Raw genomic sequence first — 21238 nt, forward strand, 5'->3', positions numbered from 1 at the left:
TGTGTCCCGGTTCAAAGGATGCGGCGTCCGGCCTCGTCCACGACGCGCTCCCCATCCTCCTTGGTGAAGGCGCCGCGCTGCGGGTCGGGGAGGATGTCGAGCACGGCCTCGGACGGGCGGCACAGGCGGACGCCGAGCGGCGTCTCGACGATGGGCCGGTTGATCAGGATCGGGTGGGCCATCATCGCGTCGAGCAATTGATCGTCGGTCAGTGACGGATCATCCAGGCCAAGCTCGGCATAGGGTGTCCCCTTCTGGCGCAGCACGTCGCGCACCGGCATGCCCATGCGGCGGATGAGATCGGCCAGCCGTCCGCGGTCGGGCGGCGTCTTCAGATACTCGACCACGGCCGGTTCGACGCCGGAGTTACGGATCAGCGCCAGCGTGTTGCGCGACGTCCCGCAGGCCGGGTTGTGATAGATGGTGACCGCCGGCCCAGCCGTCTCCGGCCCGTCAGCCGGCCGCGCAAGGTCGATGCGCAGGCAGACGGCGCTGTCTGGGCACAGACCGGCGAACTGCGCGCTGGACTGGATGGCGAGAGGGGTCGAGGCCCGCTCCACCCGCCGGAATCCGAGACGTTCGAAGAAGCCGGCGGCGCCGGTGGTAAGCAGCCACAGGCGCTCGACTCCCAGCGTGCCTGCCTCCACGCGCACGGCCGCCACCACCGCCCCGCCGGCGCCGATTCCGCGCCGCTCCGGCGGTACGACCACGGAGCGCAGCAGGGCATCGGCGCCATAGACCTCCAGTCCGCCATAGCCGAGCGTCCCCTGGTCGTCCTTGACGCGCCAGAAGCGCCGGCCGGGTTCGGCAAGATCGTCGGTCGGCAGGTTGTCCGCCGCCAGCAGCCGGGCGAGCGCCGGACGCTCCGCGTCGGTCAGCGGGATGACGGTTCCGGTCATGCGTCGTTCCCCCCGGCGGCCATGTCGTCCAGCGTGCGCTTCAGGGCCAGCCGGTCGAGCGAGGCGAAGGGCAGGCTGGCGAAGGCTTGGATGCGGCGCTGGATCTGGCCGAACACCGTGGCGGTGAAGGCGGCCTTCTCGGCGTCCGAGCCCTGGGCGCTCGACGGGTCCGGGAACCCCCAATGCGCCGTCATCGGCTGGCCCGGCCACACCGGGCAGACCTCGCCGGCGGCGCTGTCGCAGACGGTGAAGACGAAGTCCATGTGCGGGGCGCCGGGCAGAGCGAACTCGTCCCAGCTCTTGGAGCGCAGGGGCGCGGTCGGGAATCCCAACCGTTGCAGCAGATCGCGAACGTAAGGGTTGATGCCTCCCGAAGGATGGCTTCCCGCACTGAAGGCGCGGAAGCGGCCCTTGCCCTCACGGTTCAGGATGCATTCCGCCATCACGCTGCGCGCGCTGTTGTGGGTGCACAGGAACAGCACGTTGTACACGCGGGTCTCGACCATGGGCCTCTCCGTGGGCTTGGCGACGGTCTGGGTCATCGGACGCTGGGGGCGGCTCCCGGCCGGGATGGTTCGAGTCCGGAGCCGCTGTGAAGGCGTGGCACGGCGAAGGGTCGGCGCCGTTTACCCCACCGGGATCAGGATCGGGTCAGCAATCGCGGCATGGCGCCACCACCCCATCGAAGGCATCGTCCTGGCGTCCGGCGTTGGCCGCAGCCGGGAGCGGCGCGCAGACCGGTGCGCAGGAGGCCGCGTTGGCCGGGCGACCACAGCAGTTTTCCGACAGGAAGCCGAGAAGGTCGTTCATGCGCTCGAAGTCGGCCGAATAGATCAGCGACCGGCTCTCGCGCCGCTGCACGATCAGCCCGGCGTGGCTGAGGTTGGACAGGTGGAAGGACAGGGTGGCGGGAGCGACGCCGAGCGCTTCGGCGATGGCGCCCGCCGACCGGCCGTCGGGGCCGGCCTCGACCAGCAGGCGGAAGATGTCCAGCCGCGTTTCCTGCGACAGGGCCGTCAACGCGGCCAGAGCGCTCTTCTTCTCCATGAAGGCCACCCGTCCTCAGAGTCGTTGTGCACCGGCCTCGTCAGGCGTGGCCGCGGTTGGATTTGATGATTCGATAATCGTCAAAATGATGGCCACCCGATGGCTCGTCAATGATATTTTTGGAATAATCGAAATATGGAGGCGCCGCCTGACTTCCCGGCAGCCCGTGCCGGTCGCATGAACTTTTCCCCTTGATGCATCGATCATCGAGGTATAGAGGAGAGGTATGAGCACACCCACCGCCCGCCCTCGCCCCGTTTCCAAGCCGGCCCCCGACCTGACCAGCCGGGCCTATTGGAACGGCACGATCAAGATGAGCCTGTCGAAGTTCTTCATCCTCAGCGTCCTGCACCAGCGGCCGATGCACGGCTACGACATCGCCCGCGCCGTCGAGCGGACCACCAACGGCTGCTGCTCGCCGACGGAAGGCACCATTTACCCGGCCCTGCGGGACTTCGAGGAGGGCGGCTACGTCACCTCGGAAGCCGAGGTCGTCTCCGGCCGCGAGCGCAAGGTCTACACCCTCACCGAGCGGGGACGGGAGGCGTTCCGGGTGGCGGTCGCGTCCTGGATGGAGATCACCCAGGTTCTGCTCGACAGCGGCCGCGACGTTGCGGGCAAGCCGGGGGGCTGCTGCTCCTGATTTTTTTTGGCCATATATATCGCCCTTCGAGGCATCGACAACCAAGGCATAGGAGGAAACCAGCGATGTCATGTTCGTCCAATCCTTCACATCCCGTCGCCATCATCGGCGCCGGACCCGTCGGTCTCGCCGCAGCCGCGCACGCCGTGCTGCGGGGGCTGACCCCCATCCTGTTCGAGCGGGGCGCGGCAGTCGGCGCCTCACTGCGGGATTGGGCGCACGTCCGCGTCTTCACCCCCTGGAGCCTGAACATCGACCATGCCGCCCGGACCTTGCTGGAGGATACCGGCTGGGCCGCCCCCGACGACGCGGCGGTGCCGACCGGTGGGGAGATCGTGCGCAGCTATCTGGAACCGCTGGCGGCCCATCCGCGTCTCGCGCCGCACCTCCGGCTCGGCGCCGAGGTGCTGGCCGTCACCCGCAGGGGCACCGACAAGCTGACGACCTCCGGTCGGGCCGACGCGCCGTTCGTCGTGAGCTGGCGCGACGGCGACGGCACCGAGCACCGGACCCCGGCGCAGGCGGTGCTCGACGCGTCCGGCACATGGTTCACGCCGAACCCGATGGGCGCGGATGGTCTGGCGGTCCCCGGCGAACGCGCCGCGGCCGACCGGATCGCCTATGGCATTCCGGACGTGCGGGGGGCTGCCCGCGCCTCCTACGTCGGCGTCACGACGATGGTGGTCGGGTCCGGGCACTCGGCGATGAACGTCGTCCTCGATCTGCTCACGCTCCGGGAGCAGGCGCCCGGCACCCGCGTTCTGTGGGCGCTGCGCTGGAACCGTCTGGCCCGGCTGCTCGGCGGGGGGCTCAACGACCAACTGCCGGCGCGCGGGGCGTTGGGCATCGCCGCCACCCGTGCCATCGAGGACGGGCGGCTGGAGTTGCTGAGCCCCTACGCGGCGGAACGGGTGGAGCGCGCCGCGGACGGGCTGCGCATCGCCGGCCTTCTCGGCGACCAGCCGCACGAAGCTCGGGTGCAGCGCGTGGTCGTCGCCACCGGCCTACGCCCGGACCTGTCGTTCCTGCGCGAACTGCGCGTGGACCTGGACCCGCTGATGGAAGCGCCGCCGAAGCTGGCGCCGCTGATCGACCCGAACCTGCATTCCTGCGGCACCGTGCCGCCGCACGGCGTGGAGGAGCTGACGCATCCCGAACCCGGCTTCTACGTCGTCGGCGGCAAGAGCTACGGACGTGCGCCGACCTTCCTGATGGCCACCGGCTATGAGCAGGTCCGTTCGGTGGTGGCGGAGATCGCCGGTGACCATGCGGCGGCGCGCGACATCCATCTGGTGCTGCCGGAAACCGGGGTGTGCAGCAGCGACCCCGTGTTCGGAGACGAGCGGGAGACCACGGATCGTTGCTGCGGTGCTCAGGCGCCGGCCGAGACGTCGGCACCCGCCGGCTGCTGCGCGGGGAGCGCGTGACCGACACCATTGCCGACGCGGCGCCGCCGCCCGGACGGCACCGCGGCCGGCGGGCGTTCATCGCCGCGCTCGGCATCGGCCAGATCGTTTCCTGGGGGTCGCTCTATTACAGCTTCCCGCTGCTGGCCGGGCCGATGACGCAGGAGTTCGGCCTGACCAAGCCTGAGGTCTATGGAGCAGCGACGGTGGGGCTGGCCGCGGCCAGCCTCGCCGCCTATCCGGTCGGGGCGGCCATCGACCGCGGCCACGGGCGCATGGTGATGACGCTCGGTTCCGCCCTGGCCGCCTTTCTCCTGTTGGCGTGGTCGCTGCTGTCCGCGGGGTGGGCGCTCTATCCCGTGTTCGCCGGGATCGGGCTGGCCCAGGCGATGACGCTGTACGAACCGGCTTTCGCGGTCGTCGCCCGGCGCTACGGGCCGGAGGCCCGGTCGGGGATCACGGCCCTGACGCTGTGGGGCGGGTTCGCCAGCACCGTCTTCGTGCCGTTCATCCAATTGTTGCTGGACGGCGTCGGCTGGCGCCAGACGCTGCTGGCGCTGGCAGCCGTCAACGTGATGTTGGGGGTGGCCCCGCACCTCGCCGCCATCAACCCGGCGGCCGACACGCCGACGCTGGCCACCGCTCCCATGGCCGGACGGCGGGTGATCGGCTGGGCTATGCGCAAGCCGGCGTTCTGGGGCATCCTGGTGGCGTTCACCGTCTACTACGGCACCTTCTCCGCGCTGACCTTCCATCTCTATCCGCTTCTCCTGGAGCGCGGGTACGACACAGCGACCGTGGTCGGTGCCATCGCGCTCATCGGCCCGTCGCAGGTGGCCGGCCGCATCGTGGTGTGGATCTTCGCCGTGCGGCGGTCGATCCGGGCGGTGGGCGGAGGTGCCGTCCTCGGGTTCCCGGCCGCATTGCTGCTGCTTTGGCTGCTACCTTCGGGCTTCGCCTCGCTGGCGGTCTTCGCGGCGGTCTACGGAGCGGCAAACGGGGTCATGACCATTGTCCGCGGCCTCGCCGTGCCGGAAATGCTGACCCGCGACGCCTATGGCGCGCTCAATGGCGTCCTGGCGGTGCCATCCACGGCGGCCAAGGCGGTTGCTCCCGCCGCCGCCGCGATCCTCTGGTCGGCGACCGGGGCCTACGATGCGGTACTGCTCGTCGCGTTCGGCGGCTCTCTGATGGTCGTGGCCGGCTTCTGGCTGGCTGCCATGAAGAGCGGTGCGGCGCCGGAAGGTGATCGTTCGGCCTGATGGTTTCCCTGCTGGATCAAGGACCGTTGAAATGGACGGTGCCGAGACCGGCAAGATCATAGCCCTGGAGGTCTGCCGCCTTGGCCGCTGCCGCCGGTGAGCGGGCGAAGGTGAGCAGCTTTTGCAGCGGCGGCTCGAAAAAGTCGCGGCGGTGCATGATCAGATCGTAGCGCTCCCAGTGCAGAGGCACGAAGTCCAGCCGCAACTGGTGCGCGACGGCGCGGACGGCGAGTCCCGCATCCGCCTGCCCGCTGAGCACCGCCAGCCCGACATCCATTTCAGCCTGCACCGGGCGGTCGAGCGTGGTCAGCTCGTCCCAGCGCAGCCCGGCTTGGGTGATGAGGTGATCGAACAGGAGTTGCGCTCCGGCTTCAGGCTGCCGCCGCACGACGCGGGCACGCACCGCCGGCAAGTCGGCGACGGTGCGGATGCCCGAAGGGTTTCCGGCGGCGACGACCAGTCCTTGCTCGCGTCGCGCCCATTCGATGGCGACCACGCCGCGGTCGCCGAGGCGCTGCCGGACGAAGGGGACGTTGTGTTCTCCGCTCGCCACATCGAGGGCGTGCAGACCGCAGGCGAGTGCCGCCCCTTCGGCGAAGCGGTCCAGCCCGCTCAGGCTCCCGCCCCCCATGAGGGCGAGCCTGCATCCCGATTCCGCCACGCACCATTCCAACAGGGGATCATGGCTGCCGGCGATCACCGGAGGCGCCCCGGCGGCCGGCCGGGCGACGGGCGGGCCGACCGATTCCGCGCTGCCCCGCATGGACAGCCAGCGGTCAATCTGCTCCTTGGGAAAAAGCCACTTGCCGCCGACGCGGGTGCAGGGGATCTCGCCCCGCTGCACGAGATCGTAAACCTTGCGCTGCTTGAGGCGCAGGTAGTCCGCGATCTCCCGCGTGTTCAGCAATTGGCTCATCGCACCGCTCCCGAGGCATTCCCGCCGACAGGCAGGCTCGACGGACGCCATTATGGCGGCGTCGGCGGGATTTGCAAATTCGGGGCGGTCGGTGCGACTTTACGTGCAAGACGGAATATTTGCAGGAATATGCATCATCCGAGTAATTTATGCGCCATTCCAAGAATTGCGCATTATTTACCTGATAAACTCAGTTGAATGTCGTTGCAGGCAAAATAAATGACGTATTACCATCCGCGCCAACGCCCGCCTTCCCTTGATCCATAAGGACTGCGCATTATGAAGCTCTCCGCCCGCAATCAACTGAAGGGCACCGTCGTCGCCGTGGAGACGGGGCCGGTGACCGCGAAGGTGAAGATCGACATCGGCGGTGGCACCATCATCACCTCCGTCATCACGACTGAAACGGTGGCCGACCTCGACCTGCAACAGGGCGACAGCGTCGTTGCCATCATCAAGTCGTCCGAAGTCCTCATCGGCAAGTAACCGCCATCCGTGTTGAAACGGGCGCCTTTCCGGATGACCGGCCATGATGATCCGCATGATCCGCCACGTCTGGGAAAGCCACGAGCGCCGTTATATCGGACTGTATCCAGCGATGTCCGTGGCGTGATGCCGTTTCCGATCCTTGGAGAGACCCCATGAAGATCGTTGCATCCCTGTTTGTTGCCTGTTCGCTTCTGCTCTCCGGAGCGGCCCACGCCGACAAGATCACCGTTGCTGCGGCCGCCGATCTCAAGTTCGCGATGGACGAGATCGCCGCCTCCTTCAAGGAGGCCAACGCCGGCCACGAGGTGGACGTGATTTACGGATCGTCCGGCAAGTTCCACACGCAAATCCAGCAGGGCGCTCCCTACGATCTTTTCTTTTCCGCCGACATCGGTTTCGCGCGGGAGCTGGCGACCAACGGTCTGGCCGCGTCCGACGTGAAGCCCTACGCCGTGGGCCGGATCGTGCTGTGGAGCGGCAGCCGGGACGCCACCAAGATGACCCTGGCCAGCCTCACCGACCCGACGATTGCCCGCATCGCCATCGCCAACCCCAAGCATGCCCCCTACGGCAAGCGGGCGGAGGAGGCCCTGCGCGCGTCGGGGCTGTGGGAAAAGGTCGAGTCCAAGCTGGTCCTGGGAGAGAACATCGCCCAAACCGCGCAGTACGTGCAGACCGGCAACGCCGAGGTCGGCATCATCGCGCTTGCCCTGGCGGTCAATCCCGAGCTGGCCGGCAAGGGAGGGTACTGGCTGATCCCCGACACTCTGCACGAGCCCCTGGAGCAGGGCTTCGTCATCACCAAGCGGGCCGCCGGCAACGCGCTTGCCGGACGCTTCGCCGAGTACATCGGCAGCACGCCCGCCCGCGTCATCATGGTGAAGTACGGTTTCGTGCTTCCCGGCGAAGTCGCTGCAAAGTGAACGAGGGGGGCCTGAACATGCGCAACCGCAATGGCCAGAGCTTCGTGGCCGGATCGCTGATCGGCGCCCTGGGCGGGCTGATCGGCCTGGGTGGGGCGGAATTCCGCCTGCCGGTGCTGGTCGGGGTCTTCAAGCTCTCCACCTTGGAGGCGGTCATCCTCAACAAGGCCATGAGCCTGGTGGTGGTGGCCGCGGCGCTGGTCTTCCGGGCCAAGGCCATCCCCTTCGACCAGCTCACCGATCATCTGGACGTTGCCTTGAACCTGCTCGCTGGCAGCCTCGTCGGGGCGTGGTGGGCAGCCGGTCATGCCATGACCATGCCGCGGGCCTGGCTCAACCGGATCATCATGGTCCTGCTGGCGGGGTTGTCCCTGGTGATGCTGTCGGAGTCCCTGATCGGCCTGCACGACGGCGCCGCCCCCCTCGTCGAAGCCGGACCGCTGCGTCTGGTGGCCGGTCTGGCGGCCGGTTTCGGCATCGGCGTGGTCGCGGCCCTGCTGGGCGTGGCCGGCGGCGAACTGCTGATCCCCACCATCGTGCTTCTCTACGGCCAGGACATCAAGCTGGCGGGCAGCCTGTCCCTGATGGTCAGCCTGCCCACCATGATCGTCGGCTTTGCCCGCTACACCCGTTCCGACGCCTTCGACATCCTGCGGCAGGAGCAGTCGCTTTTCCGCTGGATGGTGGTCGGTTCGATCCTGGGGGCCGCCGTGGGTGGCATGCTGCTGGGCATGGTGCCGACGAACGTGCTGATGACCCTTCTCGGCGTGATCCTGCTGGTGTCCGCCATCAAGACCTTCCGTCACGCCCATTGATCCCGACGATCCACATCATGCTGACCAACAGCGATCTCCAAGCCATCGGGCTCACCGTCAAGCTGGCGGGCATCGTCACCGTCCTGCTGCTGCTGATCGGAACGCCCATCGCCTGGTGGCTGGCGCGGGCCAAGACGTGGTGGAAGGGGCCGGTCGGGGCGGTGGTGGCCTTGCCGCTGGTGTTGCCACCGTCCGTCCTCGGCTTCTACCTGCTGCTGGTGATGGGGCCGAACGGCCCGTTGGGACAGGCGACCCGGGCCTTGGGCATCGGGCCGCTGCCCTTCACCTTCTGGGGGCTGGTGGTGGCGTCGGTGTTCTACTCGCTGCCGTTCATGGTCCAGCCGCTGCAAAGCGCCTTCGAGGCGGTCGGCGAGCGCCCGCTGGAAGTCGCGGCGACGTTGCGCGCTTCCCCTCTCGACGCCTTCTTCACCGTGGCCGTGCCGCTGGCTCTGCCGGGCTTTCTGACCGCCTCCATTCTGACCTTCGCCCACACGGTGGGTGAGTTCGGCGTGGTGCTGATGATCGGCGGCAACCTGCCGGGTGTGACGCGCGTCGTCTCGGTGCAGATTTACGACCACGTCGAAGCCCTGGAGTACGCGCCGGCCCATCGGCTGGCGGCGGTGATGATGATCTTCTCCTTCCTGGTGTTGCTCGCCCTGTATGCGTGGCGCCCCGGTCCGAAAAAGGGCGCCTGACATGGATGGCATCCACGCGCGTTTCCGGCTCGACTGGGCCGGCTTCACCCTCGATGTCGATCTTTCGCTGCCGGGGCATGGTGTGACCGCTCTGTTCGGCCATTCCGGTTCCGGCAAGACGACGCTGTTGCGCTGCGTCGCCGGGCTGGAACGCGCGGCGCAGGGCCGGGTCGTCGTCAACGGCGACGTCTGGCAGGACGACAGCCGGTGGGTGCCGCCGCACAAGCGCCCCTTGGGCTATGTCTTCCAGGAGGCCAGCCTGTTTCCCCACCTGACGGTGATGGGAAACCTGCGCTACGGCCTGAAGCGGGTGTCCGACGCCCACCGCGTGAGCCTGGACCACGCCATTGACCTGCTGGGCATCGGTCATCTGCTTGACCGCAAGCCCGACCGTCTGTCCGGAGGCGAGCGGCAGCGCGTCGCCATCGCCCGGGCGCTGGCCGTCAGCCCGCGCATCCTGCTGATGGACGAGCCGCTGGCCGCGCTCGACCTCAAGCGCAAGCAGGAAATCCTGCCCTATCTGGAGCGCCTGCACGACGAGCTGGACATCCCCGTGCTCTACGTCAGCCATTCCCCGGACGAGGTGGCGCGGCTGGCGGATCACATCGTCGCCATGGAGGGCGGACGGGTGCTGGCCGCCGGTCCCCTGGCCGAAACGCTCACCCGGCTCGACCTGCCCATCCGACTCGGCGAGGACACCGGCGCCGTGCTCGACGCCGTGGTGGGGGCCATCGACGAAAAATGGCACCTGATGCGCGTGGACTTCTCCGGCGGAAGCGCGTGGACCCGGAATCACGGAATTCCGGTCGGCTGCCCGGTGAGGGTGCGGGTGCTGGCCCGGGACGTGAGCCTGGCGCGGGATCACCAGGGGCAAAGCAGCATCCAGAACGTGCTCAGGGGGCGTGTCGATGCCGTCGCGGAGGACGATCACCCCGGTCTGGTGCTGGTGCGCGTCCTGGTCGGGGAATCAGCGTTGATCGCCCGCCTGACGAAGCGTGCAGCGGCGGCTCTCGGCGTGACCGCGGGCGAAGAGCTGTGGGTTCAGGTGAAGTCGGTTGCTCTCTTGGAATAGAGAAGCTTGTTTGACGATGCGACGAAGGTTGCTCACACGCCAACTTTCACAGCGGTGTCGGTGAGCGATGTCATGTCAAGAGAAGATGGTGCGGGCGGTCGGAATCGAACCGACACTCCTTTCGGAACCGGATTTTGAATCCGGCGCGTCTACCAGTTTCACCACGCCCGCACTGTGCCGCCGAACCCGTCTTTCGCGCTCTGCACCTATTCTGCACCTAGCGCCTTTGAGGGCCTTCCCGACGACGTTCCTGCTACCACTCTAACCTATTACAATCCAACGCTTTTTCGACGCGCTGTGACAAAGTGTCGCACCGTAAACAAACCAGTTTTTGAGTCCGGCGCGTCTACCAGTTCCACCACGCCCGCAACGCGCCCCTTCTAGCGCAATCGCCGTGAAACGGAAAGGCCAAATTCGCCGCCGCCTCACGGCATGGGGGCCGGGGCGGCGACGACGGCGATGCGCCTTCCATTCCATGGGGTTGCGCCGACGGCAGCCATGCCGTCCCCGGCGTCGGGCGACGCACGGGGCGGCTGGTCGAACGGCGCCGTCCGCGCTACTCTCCCTGGCATGACGACGCTTTCCCATCCGCTCGACGATCCGCGGCTTCCCGCCATCCTGCTCGCCCTGGCCAGCGCCGGGGTTCTGGGGGCGGCGCTGTTCTTCCAGTTCGTGCTGGGCTACCAGCCCTGCGTGCTCTGCCTCATGCAGCGCTGGCCCTATGTGGCGGTGCTGGTCTTCTCCGGCGTGACCCTGCTGTTCCGCCAGTGGAAGGGGGTGGGGGACGCGATGCTGGTGGCCAGCGGGCTGGCCCTGCTGGCCTGCGCCGGCATCGCCGCCTACCATGTCGGGGTGGAGCAGCATTGGTGGGCGGGAACCTCGTCCTGCGGCGGGTCGGCCCCGGCCAACTCGCTGGAGGCGTTGCGCGCCCAGGTGATGGCGGCTCCCGTCACGCGCTGCGACGAAGTGGCGTGGTCGCTGTTCGGGGTTTCCATGGCAGGGTACAACGTGCTGATCTCGTTGGGGCTGGCCGTCTTCGCCTTCGTCGCGGCCCGCGCCGCCTACACCCGCACCCCGGTGTCGAGGACCGCATTGTGACCGCAATGACCCAACCGAATCCGGCCGCCGCTCCGAAGCGTGGTTTCCTGCCCGGCGATCCGACGCCGCGCGAGCGGCTGGCCCGCATCGTCCGTGTCGACCACGCCGGGGAGTATGGCGCCAAGCGCATCTACGAGGGCCAGATCGCCGTCATGGGCAAGGGCCGGCACGGCAAGACGCTGCGCCACATGGCCGAGCAGGAGCTTGAGCACCTGCGATATTTCGAGACGCAGCTCAACAGGCGCCAGGTGCGTCCCACCCTGCTGCAACCGCTGTGGCACGTCACCGGCTTCCTGCTCGGCGCCGGCACGGCGCTGATCGGCGAGCGCGCGGCGATGGCCTGCACGGTGGCGGTCGAGGAGGTCATCGAGGGCCATTACGAGGAGCAGCTCAAGCATCTCGGCCCGGATGAGGGGGAACTGAAGGACAGCATCCTCCGCTTCCAGGCGGAGGAGGTCGCGCACCGCGACATCGGTCTCGCCAACGAGGCGGAGCAGGCGCCCGCCTATCCCGTCCTGTCCGCCGCGATCAAGGCCGGCACCCGGGCGGTGATCTGGGTGGCCGAGCGGGTGTGACCCGTTACATCGGATCGAGTTCGGTGTCCCAATAAAGAAAATCCCGCCAACTTTCGTGAAGGAAGTTTGGCGGGAAGGCGCGTCCGTTCTCCTGAAGCTCGTAGGCACTCGGCTGGAAAGGCGGACTGAGCGGGATCATGCCGCAGACATGCGGCATCCGGTTGCCCTTTTCCAGGTTGCAGGCCGAGCAGGAGGTGATGACGTTCTCCCACGTCGTCCGACCGCCGCGCGAGCGCGGGATCACATGGTCGAAGGTCAGTTCGTGGGTGGGGAAGGGGCGTCCGCAATACTGGCAGGTGAAGCGGTCGCGCAGGAAGACGTTGAAGCGTGTGAAGGCCGGGCGGCGTGTCGCCGGGATGAACTCTTTGAGGGAAATCACGCTGGGAAGCTGGACTTCGAAACTGGGCGACCGGACGATGCGGTCATAGTGCGATACGATGTTGACCCGCTCCAGAAACACCGCCTTGACCGCTTCCTGCCAGGACCACAGGGACAAGGGGAAGTAGCTGAGCGGACGGAAATCCGCGTTCAGCACCAGAGCCGGACAGTGATCGGGTGGTGGAGCCAAAGGCCACTCCCTTGTCTGGATTGTCTGGGCCCCGCTTGCGGGGGCGTGTCTGCGCCGCCCCGGCCGGCCGGATCGCCGATCCGAGACACCATAGACATAGTGGATCAAGGGCCGTGACTCAACATCCCGGGGACGGGCGGCCCAAAAACTTCACGATCGTGTAACCTTTTTATCTCCATGGGCATCGCCGGAATCGCCTCTTGGTAGGGGGTGTGACAATCGCCGGTCCCTCCAGCTTGGTTACGGACCGTTAACCATGATCGGCGATGGTGGGGCCGTTCGATCAAGCCAGCGACCGGGGAGACACCTCATGAGCGCCATCGTCATCGACCTTGCCGACAAGCGCCGCGAACGCGAGGAGCGTGAGCGTCAGCGCCGCATCGACGCCTTCGACCGCGAGCTGCGCCGCCGGCTGGCGCTCTATCTCGACGGCGACGACCTGCCGGTCGAGCCGATCCGCGACAACCCCTACATCTGATCGGCCCGGCCGCCGATCTTTCCGGTCCAGGGGCGGCCGTCCCAGGGTATAAGACGGGTCATGAGCGACCTCGTCACCCGCTTCGCGCCCAGCCCGACCGGGCATCTGCATCTCGGCCACGCCCATTCCGCCCTGTTCGGCTGGCGCGAGGCGCGCCGGGGCGGCGGACGTTTCCTGCTGCGCATCGAGGACATCGACCCGAACCGTTGCCGGCCGGAGTTCGAGCGGGATCTGATCGAGGATCTGTCCTGGCTCGGCCTGGAGTGGGACGGACCGGTGCGCCGCCAGTCGGAGCATCTCGACGAGTACCGCGCGGCGCTGGCCCGGCTGACCGGGATGGGCGTCGCCTATCCGTGTTTCTGCACCCGCAAGGACATCGCCGCCGAGATCGCGCGGGCGGGGGCGGCTCCGCACGGGCCGGACGGCCCGCTCTACCCCGGCACCTGCCGCCATCTTCCCGAGAGCGTCCGCGCCGAACGGATCGCGGCGGGCGACGCCTGGGCGATGCGGCTCGACGTCGGCGCCGCGCTGCGGCTGACCGGGCCGCTGCGCTGGCACGACCGGGCGCAGGGCTGGCAGGCTGCGACTCCGGAATTGCTCGGCGACGTGGTGCTGGCGCGCAAGGACACGCCGACCAGCTACCACCTCAGCGTCACGCTGGACGACCATCTCCAAGGCGTGACGCTGGTGACGCGCGGCGAGGACCTGTTCGTCGCCACCCACACCCACCGGCTGCTCCAGGCGCTGTTCGGTTTCGAGCCGCCGGACCACCACCACCACGGGCTGCTGCGCAACGCGGCCGGCGAGCGGCTGGCCAAGCGCGACCGCGCGCAGTCGCTGCGTTCGCTGCGCGCGGAGGGGGCGAGCGCCGAAGCGGTGCGGGCCCTCGCCGGTTTTCCGGACGACTCCAAGGACTGACGGGCTATTGCCGCAGGCCGCAGGCGATCTCCAGATAGTCGGGTTCGTTCTCCGGGGTCAGGTGCCCGTGGCGGATCAGGAAGTCGGCGATCACCAGATTGACGTTGAATTTCCAGTCGCCGGTCGTCCGCACCGATTCCGCGACGCGGTCGAGCGTCCACAGCGCGAACTCCTCGACCTCGCCGTCGGTGTTGACCGGGGTGATGTCCGCCGGAAGCTCCAGATCGTAGATGAACAGACGGTCGCGCTTCAGCCCGGCCTCCGTCTCCATCGTGTAGCGGATGGCGCCGACCGGAACCGCCCGCCGCGCGGTGGCGGGATCGAGCCCGGCCTCCTCCTGCGCCTCCTTGACCAGATTCTCGCCCAGGCTCAGGCCGATGGGCTGGCCGCCGGCGATCATGTTGTCGAGCTGGCCGGGGGCGATCTCGCGGTCGCGGGCGCGGCGGCCGATCCATAGGGACAGGGTGCCGTCGGCCCCGCGCTGGAAGCCGTTGACGTGCAGCCCGTAGGATTCGATGCCGAAGGCGGCGACCACCGCGCGGTCCAGCCGCATCAGCGGCTCCGCCCCCCAGCGTGGCATCACCGCGTAATGCTCGCCGCGCAGGGCCTTCACCGTGCCGCGCTCGACCAGATAGCGGGCGGCGTGGTCGAGCAGGGTGGAGCGCGCTTCGAAGTCGCGGATCTCCGGCGCGATGGTGACGCGCTCCGGGCTGGTGACGAAGCCGGGATCGACGCCCGGCAGCTCCTGCGCCAGCGCGTGACGGATCCAGCCGAGGTGGTGACCGTCCAGTTCGAAGGGCCGGAAGCCGGACAGGTCGTGCGCGTTGCAGGCGCGGATGTGGTCGAGGAAGCTCATGCCGTTCATCCAAGCAGTGTCCGGGCCGTCCCGCAACCGCGTCGTGCGGCGTTTCCGAGCGCGGCGCCGTCGTGGCGAGAGGCTTGCGCCGCGTCGAGTGCCATCCTACACAGCAGAACTCGGGCGAGGTGCGGATGTTCCGCAGCGGAAAGGGGGCGGCCATGGCGGTGGATGACGGGTTCCGCGACCGTTCGGTGCTGGTCGTGGAGGATGAGGCCTTCACCCGCATGGTGCTCGTCCGGATGCTGTCCGGGATGGGCTTCGCCGCCGTCCACCAGGCGGCCGACGGGGCGGCGGGACTGGCCGCCGTTGCCGAACACAGGCCGGACCTGATCCTCTGCGACGTCGAGATGCAGCCGATGGACGGCTTCGCCTTCGTCCGCGCGCTGCGCGCCGAGGGGGACCGCGCGCTTGCCGTCCTGCCGGTCCTGTTCATGAGCGGACGCGCCGACGCCGAGCGTCTGGCCGAGGCGCGGGCGAGCGGCGCCGACGCGATCCTTCCCAAGCCGGCGACCCCCGACGCGCTGCGCCGGGCGCTGGCGGAGCGTCTGGCGGTGCGCGCCGCCGGCTGACCACCGACCCCGCGTGGGGCGGGTGTCCACCGTTGCGCTTCTGTTACAATTTTTCACAGCCCTGTGGCAACGCTGCCAAGTCCCTGATTCGGCGGGAGCTTTGCCGTTTTTCCCGATTCCATGCGGCGACTTTGCCTGGAAAAGGTCCAATTTCCGCCTTGTTGACCCGGTCCAATGCGCCGCAACATTCGTTTTGGGAATGGCAGGAGCGTGCGTGTCCCGATCGGGAGGCGCCGTGACGAACCACCCCGCCGGCGTCCGTAATGGGAGCCGGTCGGGGAGGCTCCGCAACGCTCCTGCGAGGTTTTGTTAAGGTTTGGAGAGCAGCATCGAGGTGTAACCGCAACGTCGGGGCGATCCTGACGTTCCTTTGGTCTCTGGAGGGCGATGGCGTGACAATGGGCACCCAGTCGATCCATACCGGGCGACTTTTCCCGACTGGACGGGCATCCCGCCGCGCCGCCGGTCCGGGCCCGATCCCGCGCCTCCTCCTTGTGTCCTTGCAGACCCCGCAATCAAACGCTGAAACCGCGGGCGTCATCCCGCGCCGGCCCTTCCCTCTTCTTCCGTGGGACCTAGTTCCTACGGCCGAGGCCATCCCCCCCACGGGCTTTCCGGCTATCAAACCTGAACGCCTGGAAAGCTCTAGGTCGAGCATTACATTCACATACGATGTGTTCAAACGCCGCCGCGTCGACGGTGTGGCGGCAGGTGACTCCCCCAGGAGAACTTCAGGATCCGTTCCCAGGATCCCTGTGCTGGCTTGTTTCGGTGAGCGGGGGCAGGGCGGCTCCACGGAAGCCGCGTTGTCCCTTGGACTGTCCCATGATCGCGGCGTGCGCCGCCCCCGCCGTCCGGGTCCCCCGGCGGCGCCCCCGACGCATCGGACCCGATAAGACGGAGCGACGAATGTTCCCGGCCGACGAACTGTTCACGCGCTACACGCAATCGTACGAAGGTCGCCGCGAGACCGAGATGTCCCTGACGGACTATCTCCAGCTCTGCCGTGACGATCCCATGACCTACGCCTCGGCGGCCGAGCGCCTCCTGGCCGCCATCGGCGAGCCCGAGGTCGTCGACACCGCCCGCGACCCGCGGCAGGGCCGCATCTTCATGAACCGGACCATCAAGGTCTATCCCGCCTTCTCCGAATTCTACGGCATGGAGGAGACGATCGAGCGGATCGTCGGCTTCTTCCGCCACGCCGCGCAGGGGCTGGAGGAGCGCAAGCAGATCCTCTATCTGCTGGGTCCGGTCGGCGGCGGCAAATCCTCGCTCGCCGAGCGCCTGAAGGCGCTGGTCGAGAAATGCCCGATCTACGTCCTGAAGGCCGGCAAGGAGATCAGCCCGATCTTCGAAAGCCCGCTCGGCCTGTTCAACCCGGACGAGATGGGAGACGTGCTGGAGGAGCGCTACAACATCCCCAAGCGCCGCCTGACCGGGCTGATGAGCCCGTGGGCGGTCAAGCGGCTCGACGAGTTCGGCGGCGACATCTCGCGCTTCAAGGTCGTCAAGCTGCACCCCAGCAAGCTGCGCCAGATCGGCGTCACCAAGACCGAGCCGGGCGACGAGAACAACCAGGACATCTCCTCCCTGGTCGGCAAGGTCGACATCCGCAAGCTGGAGATCTACAGCCAGAACGACCCCGACGCCTACAGCTTCTCCGGCGGCCTCAACCGCTCGACCCAGGGTCTGCTCGAGTTCGTCGAGATGTTCAAGGCCCCGATCAAGATGCTGCACCCCCTGCTGACCGCGACGCAGGAAGGCAACTATGTCGGGTCGGAGAACATCGGCGCCATCCCCTTCCAGGGCATGATCCTCGCCCACTCCAACGAGGCGGAGTGGCAGACCTTCAAGAACAACAAGAACAACGAAGCCTTCATCGACCGCATCTGCGTCATCAAGGTCCCCTACTGCCTGCGGGTCCAGGAAGAGCAGAAGATCTACGACAAGCTGGTCAAGGGCTCCGACCTGGCGACGGCGCCCTGCGCGCCCTCGACGCTGGAGATGCTGGCCCGCTTCTCGGTGCTGTCGCGGCTGCGCGAGCACCCGAACTCCAGCTACTACTCGAAGATGCGGGTCTATGACGGCGAGAGCGTCAAGGAGACCGACCCCAAGGCCAAGTCGATGCAGGAGTACAAGGACCAGGCCGGCGTCGACGAGGGCATGGGCGGCATCTCCACCCGCTTCGCCTTCAAGGTGCTCGCCTCGACCTTCAACTACGACTCGACCGAGATTTCCGCCGATCCGGTCCACCTGATGTATGTGCTGGAGCAGGCGATCAAGCGCGAGCAGTTCCACGAGGAGACCGAGAAGAAGTACATCGAGTTCATCAAGGCCGAGCTGGCCCCGCGCTACGCCGAGTTCATCGGCAACGAGATCCAGAAGGCCTATCTGGAATCCTACTCGGATTACGGGCAGAACCTGTTCGACCGCTACGTCGATTACGCCGACGCGTGGATCGAGGACCAGGACTTCAAGGATCCCGACACCGGCCAGCTGATGAACCGCGAGCTTCTGAACCAGGAGCTGACCAAGATCGAGAAGCCGGCCGGCATCGCCAACCCGAAGGACTTCCGCAACGAGGTCGTCAAGTTCGCGTTGCGGGCGCGCGCCGCCAACGCCGGCCGCAACCCGTCCTGGACCAGCTACGAGAAGATCCGCGAAGTGATCGAGAAGCGGATGTTCTCCCAGGTCGAGGATCTGCTGCCGGTCATCAGCTTCGGCTCGAAGAAGGACGGTGAGACCGAGAAGAAGCACACCGAGTTCGTCTCGCGCATGATGACGCGCGGCTACACCGAGCGGCAGGTCCGCCGGCTGGTCGAATGGTACATGCGCGTCAAGCAGGCGGGCTGAGGCCGGAAGCCCGGATCAAAAGGGGTGGTGGTGCGGCGGGCTGTTGCAACGCCCTTGTTGCAACCCCCTGCCGCACCCCACTTCACTAGGGTGTGCGTGACGAACGAGCCGTGCGTGAAGCAACGGGTGTGAAGCAACGGGTGGGAGGGCCAGCCTCTTGATGAACATCATCGACCGTCGCCTGAATCCGCAGGGCAAGAGCCTGGCCAACCGCCAGCGCTTCCTGCGGCGCGCCAAGGAACAGGTGGTCAAGGCGGTGCGCGACGCCTCGGGCAAGCGGGGCATCCAGGACATCGAGAACGGCGAGAAGGTGACGATCTCGGCCGGCGGCGTGCGGGAACCCTCCTTCCACCGCGCCAGCTCCGGCGGCGTGCGCGACTACGTCGTGCCCGGCAACAAGGAGTATGTCGAGGGCGACACCATCCAGCGCCCCGACGGCGGCGGCGGCGGTCGTGGCAGCGAGGGCAGCCCGGACGGCGACGGCGAGGATGATTTCCGCTTCGTCCTGTCGCGCGAGGAGTTCCTCGACATCTTCCTGGAGGATCTGGAGCTTCCCGATCTGGTGAAGCAGAAGGTCAAGCAGTCGGAATCGCATTCGCTGACGCGCGCCGGCTATTCGGTGTCGGGCTCGCCGGCCAACCTCAACCTGGTCCGCACCATGCGGAACAGCCTGTCGCGCCGCATGGCGCTGCGGCGCCCCAAGCCCGCCGAGATCCAGGAGCTGGAGGAGATGCTGCGCGAGGCCGAGGAGGCCGGCGAGGACGCGACGCAGATCCAGGCGCTGCGCGAGCAGCTGGAGCACATCGTCCTGCGTTCCAAGCGCATCCCCTTCATCGACCCGATCGACGTCCGCTACAACCGCTTCGAATCGGTGCCCAAGCCGATCGCCCAGGCGGTGATGTTCTGCCTGATGGACGTGTCCGGTTCGATGACCGAGCACATGAAGGATCTCGCCAAGCGCTTCTTCATGCTGCTGTTCCTGTTCCTCAAGCGGCGCTATCGCTCGGTCGACATCGTCTTCATCCGCCACACCCACGAGGCCAAGGAGGTCGACGAGGAAACCTTCTTCTACTCGGCCGAGACCGGCGGCACCGTGGTGTCGACGGCGCTGGAGGAGATGCAGAAGGTGGTGCGCGAGCGCTACCCGGCGGAGGAATGGAACATCTACGCCGCGCAGGCGTCGGACGGCGACAACATGTCGTCGGACAACGCCAAGTCGGTGACGCTGCTGCGCGACGCGATCCTGCCGCTCTGCCAGTATTTCGCCTACATCGAGGTGGCGGCGGAGCACAACATGGGGCTGTCGGCGCTGGGCCGCGAGACCGAGCTGTGGCGGACCTACAAGCAGGTGCAGAGCCCGGAGCGCCCGCTGGCAATGCGCCGGGTGCGGTCGCGCCGCGAGATCTTCCCGGTGTTCCGCGAACTCTTCGCCCGCGAAAAGGCGACCGCGTAACCGACATCCATCACGGGGACGGCGCCGCGCCGAGAGCGCCGGTGCCGGTTTGACGCCTTCCGCGCGCGGAAGGCCGGGGGAGGCCGAGGATGAGCGTTGTGATCACCAAGCCCGACACGCTGCTGTATGACGGCGTCGATTGGGACTACGACAAGGTCAAGCGCGTCTACGACGCCATCGAGCACGTCGCGCTGAAGGAGATGGGCCTCGACGTCTATCCCAACCAGATCGAGGTCATCACCGCCGAGCAGATGCTCGACGCCTATTCCTCGATCGGCATGCCGCTGATGTACAAGCACTGGTCCTTTGGCAAGCATTTCGCCCGCGACGAGATGCTCTACCGCAAGGGCTATCGTGGTCTCGCCTACGAGATCGTCATCAATTCCAGCCCCTGCATCAGCTACATCATGGAAGAGAACACCATGACGATGCAGACGCTGGTGATCGCCCACGCGGCCTTCGGCCACAACCATTTCTTCAAGAACAACCAGCTCTTCCAGCAATGGACCGACGCCGAGGGTATCCTCGACTATCTGGAATTCGCCAAGACCTTCATCAGCCAGTGCGAGGAGCGCTACGGCCACGCCGCGGTGGAGCGGGTGCTCGACGCCGCCCACGCGCTGATGAACCAGGGCGTCCACAAGTATCCGAAAAAGCGCTCGCTCGACCTGCGGCTCGAGCAGAAGCGCGAGCGCGAGCGGCAGGAGTATCAGGACCAGACCTTCAACGACCTGTGGCGCACGGTGCCCAAGCCGGCCGCCGGCGCCCGCCCGCCCAAGTCGGTGTCGGAGCGCAAGAAGTTGCTCGGTCTGCCGGAGGAGAACATCCTCTATTTCCTGGAGAAGAAGGCCCCCCGGCTGGAGCATTGGCAGCGTGAGCTGCTGCGCATCGTCCGCCACATCGCGCAGTATTTCTACCCGCAGAAGCAGACCAAGGTGATGAACGAGGGCTGCGCGACCTATGTGCATTACCAGATCATGAACCGGCTGCACGAAACCGGGCGGATCAGCGAAGGCGCCTTCCTGGAGTTTCTGCACTCGCACACCTCGGTGGTCTTCCAGCCGGAGTTCGACGACAAGCGCTTCTCGGGCATCAACCCCTACGCGCTGGGCTTCGCGATGATGCAGGACATCGTCCGCATCGCCGAAAAGCCGACCGACGAGGACCGCCAGTGGTTCCCCGATCTGGCCGGGCGGGGCGACGGCATGGCGGCGGTGCGCGACGCCTGGGCCAACTACCGCGACGAGAGCTTCATCCTGCAATATCTCAGCCCGCACCTGATGCGGAAGCTGAAGATGTTCAGCGTGCGCGACGACGCCGAGGATCCTTATCTGCTGGTGGACCACATCCACAACGAGCGCGGTTACCGCTCGATCCGCAAGATGCTGGCGCGGCAGTACGACCTCGGCTTCCTGGAGCCGGACATCCAGATCGTCGACGTCGATCTGGCGGGCGACCGCAAGCTGATCCTGCACCACCGCGTGACCAACGGCGTGCTGCTGGACGAGAGCGACGCCAAGGCCGTGCTGCGCCACATCGCCAACCTGTGGGGCTACGAGGTGCAACTGGTCGAGGTGTCGTCGATCTCCGAGGCGATCCTCAAGGAGCACGCCGTGACCGCCCCGAGCGGGGTTGGGGGGTAACGGCACGCTCCCCACCTCGCAAGCTTCCCCCTCTCCCCCCCTGGGGAGAGGGGT

22 protein-coding genes and 1 tRNA gene are annotated in these 21238 nt (G+C 67.2%); 16 read left to right on the forward strand and 7 right to left on the reverse strand.

Annotated elements, in window-relative coordinates; translation table 11 throughout:
* Nucleotides 1-11: 11 nt before the first annotated feature.
* From arsN2 to J2847_RS00120, 3 genes are all read right to left on the reverse strand, one after another.
* On the reverse strand, nt 12-899 hold the full coding sequence (arsN2, locus tag J2847_RS35025) for an arsenic resistance N-acetyltransferase ArsN2 (RefSeq protein WP_459208591.1): 888 nt from the start codon (nt 897-899) through the stop codon (nt 12-14).
* A complete protein-coding gene (locus J2847_RS00115; RefSeq protein WP_209776128.1) occupies nt 896-1405 on the reverse strand; it encodes an arsenate reductase ArsC in 510 nt (169 codons plus the stop codon). Before J2847_RS00115 ends, arsN2 begins: the two co-directional genes overlap by 4 nt.
* Nucleotides 1406-1550: 145 nt before the next feature.
* Nucleotides 1551-1946, reverse strand: a complete 396-nt coding sequence (locus J2847_RS00120; RefSeq protein ID WP_209776130.1) for an ArsR/SmtB family transcription factor — start codon at nt 1944-1946, stop codon at nt 1551-1553.
* Nucleotides 1947-2172: 226 nt separating this feature from the next.
* Here J2847_RS00120 and J2847_RS00125 point away from each other — a divergent pair, with 226 nt between their 5' ends.
* The 3 genes from J2847_RS00125 to J2847_RS00135 all read left to right on the forward strand — a co-directional run bounded on the left by J2847_RS00125 (nt 2173) and on the right by J2847_RS00135 (nt 5257).
* Complete coding sequence (locus J2847_RS00125) at nt 2173-2589, forward strand: PadR family transcriptional regulator (RefSeq protein WP_233474199.1); 417 nt, start codon at nt 2173-2175, stop codon at nt 2587-2589.
* A 65-nt stretch (nt 2590-2654) separates the two neighbouring features.
* Complete coding sequence (locus J2847_RS00130; RefSeq protein WP_209776132.1) at nt 2655-4016, forward strand: NAD(P)-binding protein; 1362 nt, start codon at nt 2655-2657, stop codon at nt 4014-4016.
* On the forward strand, nt 4013-5257 hold the full coding sequence (locus J2847_RS00135) for an MFS transporter (RefSeq protein WP_209776133.1): 1245 nt from the start codon (nt 4013-4015) through the stop codon (nt 5255-5257). The genes J2847_RS00130 and J2847_RS00135 overlap by 4 nt, the downstream gene beginning before the upstream one ends.
* Before the next feature lie 16 nt (nt 5258-5273).
* On the opposite strand, the gene J2847_RS00140 is transcribed toward J2847_RS00135, so the two are convergent.
* Nucleotides 5274-6173: a helix-turn-helix transcriptional regulator gene (locus J2847_RS00140; RefSeq protein WP_209776134.1), complete on the reverse strand. Its 900-nt coding sequence runs from the start codon at nt 6171-6173 to the stop codon at nt 5274-5276.
* Nucleotides 6174-6452: 279 nt separating this feature from the next.
* Between J2847_RS00140 and J2847_RS00145 the strand changes: the two genes are divergently transcribed.
* From J2847_RS00145 to modC, 5 genes are all read left to right on the forward strand, one after another.
* Entirely contained in the window at nt 6453-6659 is a 207-nt protein-coding gene (locus J2847_RS00145) for a TOBE domain-containing protein (RefSeq protein ID WP_209776136.1), read from the forward strand.
* A 155-nt stretch (nt 6660-6814) separates the two neighbouring features.
* Entirely contained in the window at nt 6815-7585 is a 771-nt protein-coding gene (gene modA, locus J2847_RS00150; protein WP_209776137.1) for a molybdate ABC transporter substrate-binding protein, read from the forward strand.
* 17 nt (nt 7586-7602) lie between these two features.
* Entirely contained in the window at nt 7603-8400 is a 798-nt protein-coding gene (locus J2847_RS00155; protein WP_209776140.1) for a sulfite exporter TauE/SafE family protein, read from the forward strand.
* Nucleotides 8401-8417: 17 nt separating this feature from the next.
* Nucleotides 8418-9095: a molybdate ABC transporter permease subunit gene (modB, locus tag J2847_RS00160; protein WP_209776143.1), complete on the forward strand. Its 678-nt coding sequence runs from the start codon at nt 8418-8420 to the stop codon at nt 9093-9095.
* A 1-nt stretch (nt 9096) separates the two neighbouring features.
* Nucleotides 9097-10167: a molybdenum ABC transporter ATP-binding protein gene (gene modC, locus J2847_RS00165; protein ID WP_209776145.1), complete on the forward strand. Its 1071-nt coding sequence runs from the start codon at nt 9097-9099 to the stop codon at nt 10165-10167.
* Between the two features lie 86 nt (nt 10168-10253).
* Here modC and J2847_RS00170 read toward each other — a convergent pair.
* Nucleotides 10254-10338: transfer RNA gene (locus tag J2847_RS00170), tRNA-Leu, on the reverse strand.
* Nucleotides 10339-10737: 399 nt separating this feature from the next.
* Between J2847_RS00170 and J2847_RS00175 the strand changes: the two genes are divergently transcribed.
* Together J2847_RS00175 and J2847_RS00180 are read left to right on the forward strand one after the other, a co-directional pair.
* The gene (locus J2847_RS00175; protein ID WP_143268385.1) at nt 10738-11265 is read left to right on the forward strand and encodes a disulfide bond formation protein B; all 528 of its coding nucleotides are present in this window, start codon (nt 10738-10740) and stop codon (nt 11263-11265) included.
* Between the two features lie 5 nt (nt 11266-11270).
* Nucleotides 11271-11840 (forward strand): demethoxyubiquinone hydroxylase family protein, encoded by a 570-nt coding sequence (locus J2847_RS00180; protein ID WP_209776148.1) that lies wholly within the window; start codon nt 11271-11273, stop codon nt 11838-11840.
* Nucleotides 11841-11844: 4 nt separating this feature from the next.
* On the opposite strand, the gene J2847_RS00185 is transcribed toward J2847_RS00180, so the two are convergent.
* Nucleotides 11845-12408 (reverse strand): HNH endonuclease, encoded by a 564-nt coding sequence (locus J2847_RS00185; protein ID WP_085556102.1) that lies wholly within the window; start codon nt 12406-12408, stop codon nt 11845-11847.
* Nucleotides 12409-12718: 310 nt separating this feature from the next.
* Between J2847_RS00185 and J2847_RS00190 the strand changes: the two genes are divergently transcribed.
* The gene (locus J2847_RS00190) at nt 12719-12886 is read left to right on the forward strand and encodes a hypothetical protein (protein ID WP_179166214.1); all 168 of its coding nucleotides are present in this window, start codon (nt 12719-12721) and stop codon (nt 12884-12886) included.
* Between the two features lie 60 nt (nt 12887-12946).
* Nucleotides 12947-13804 carry a tRNA glutamyl-Q(34) synthetase GluQRS gene (gene gluQRS / locus J2847_RS00195; RefSeq protein ID WP_209776151.1) on the forward strand — a complete coding sequence of 286 codons (858 nt, stop codon included), beginning with the start codon at nt 12947-12949 and terminating at the stop codon, nt 13802-13804.
* Nucleotides 13805-13808: 4 nt separating this feature from the next.
* Here the strand turns inward: gluQRS and J2847_RS00200 are convergent, their stop codons facing one another.
* On the reverse strand, nt 13809-14660 hold the full coding sequence (locus J2847_RS00200; protein ID WP_209776693.1) for an NUDIX hydrolase: 852 nt from the start codon (nt 14658-14660) through the stop codon (nt 13809-13811).
* Between the two features lie 134 nt (nt 14661-14794).
* Here J2847_RS00200 and J2847_RS00205 point away from each other — a divergent pair, with 134 nt between their 5' ends.
* From J2847_RS00205 to J2847_RS00220, 4 genes are all read left to right on the forward strand, one after another.
* Complete coding sequence (locus tag J2847_RS00205) at nt 14795-15232, forward strand: response regulator (RefSeq protein WP_209776153.1); 438 nt, start codon at nt 14795-14797, stop codon at nt 15230-15232.
* A 909-nt stretch (nt 15233-16141) separates the two neighbouring features.
* Nucleotides 16142-18088, forward strand: coding sequence for a PrkA family serine protein kinase (locus J2847_RS00210; protein WP_085556105.1), 1947 nt, complete (start codon nt 16142-16144; stop codon nt 18086-18088).
* Between the two features lie 160 nt (nt 18089-18248).
* On the forward strand, nt 18249-19541 hold the full coding sequence (locus J2847_RS00215; protein ID WP_209776154.1) for a YeaH/YhbH family protein: 1293 nt from the start codon (nt 18249-18251) through the stop codon (nt 19539-19541).
* An 89-nt stretch (nt 19542-19630) separates the two neighbouring features.
* Entirely contained in the window at nt 19631-21184 is a 1554-nt protein-coding gene (locus tag J2847_RS00220) for a SpoVR family protein (RefSeq protein WP_209776156.1), read from the forward strand.
* Nucleotides 21185-21238 lie beyond the last annotated feature (54 nt).

It is taken from the genome of Azospirillum agricola, assembly GCF_017876095.1.
Lineage (GTDB): Bacteria > Pseudomonadota > Alphaproteobacteria > Azospirillales > Azospirillaceae > Azospirillum > Azospirillum agricola.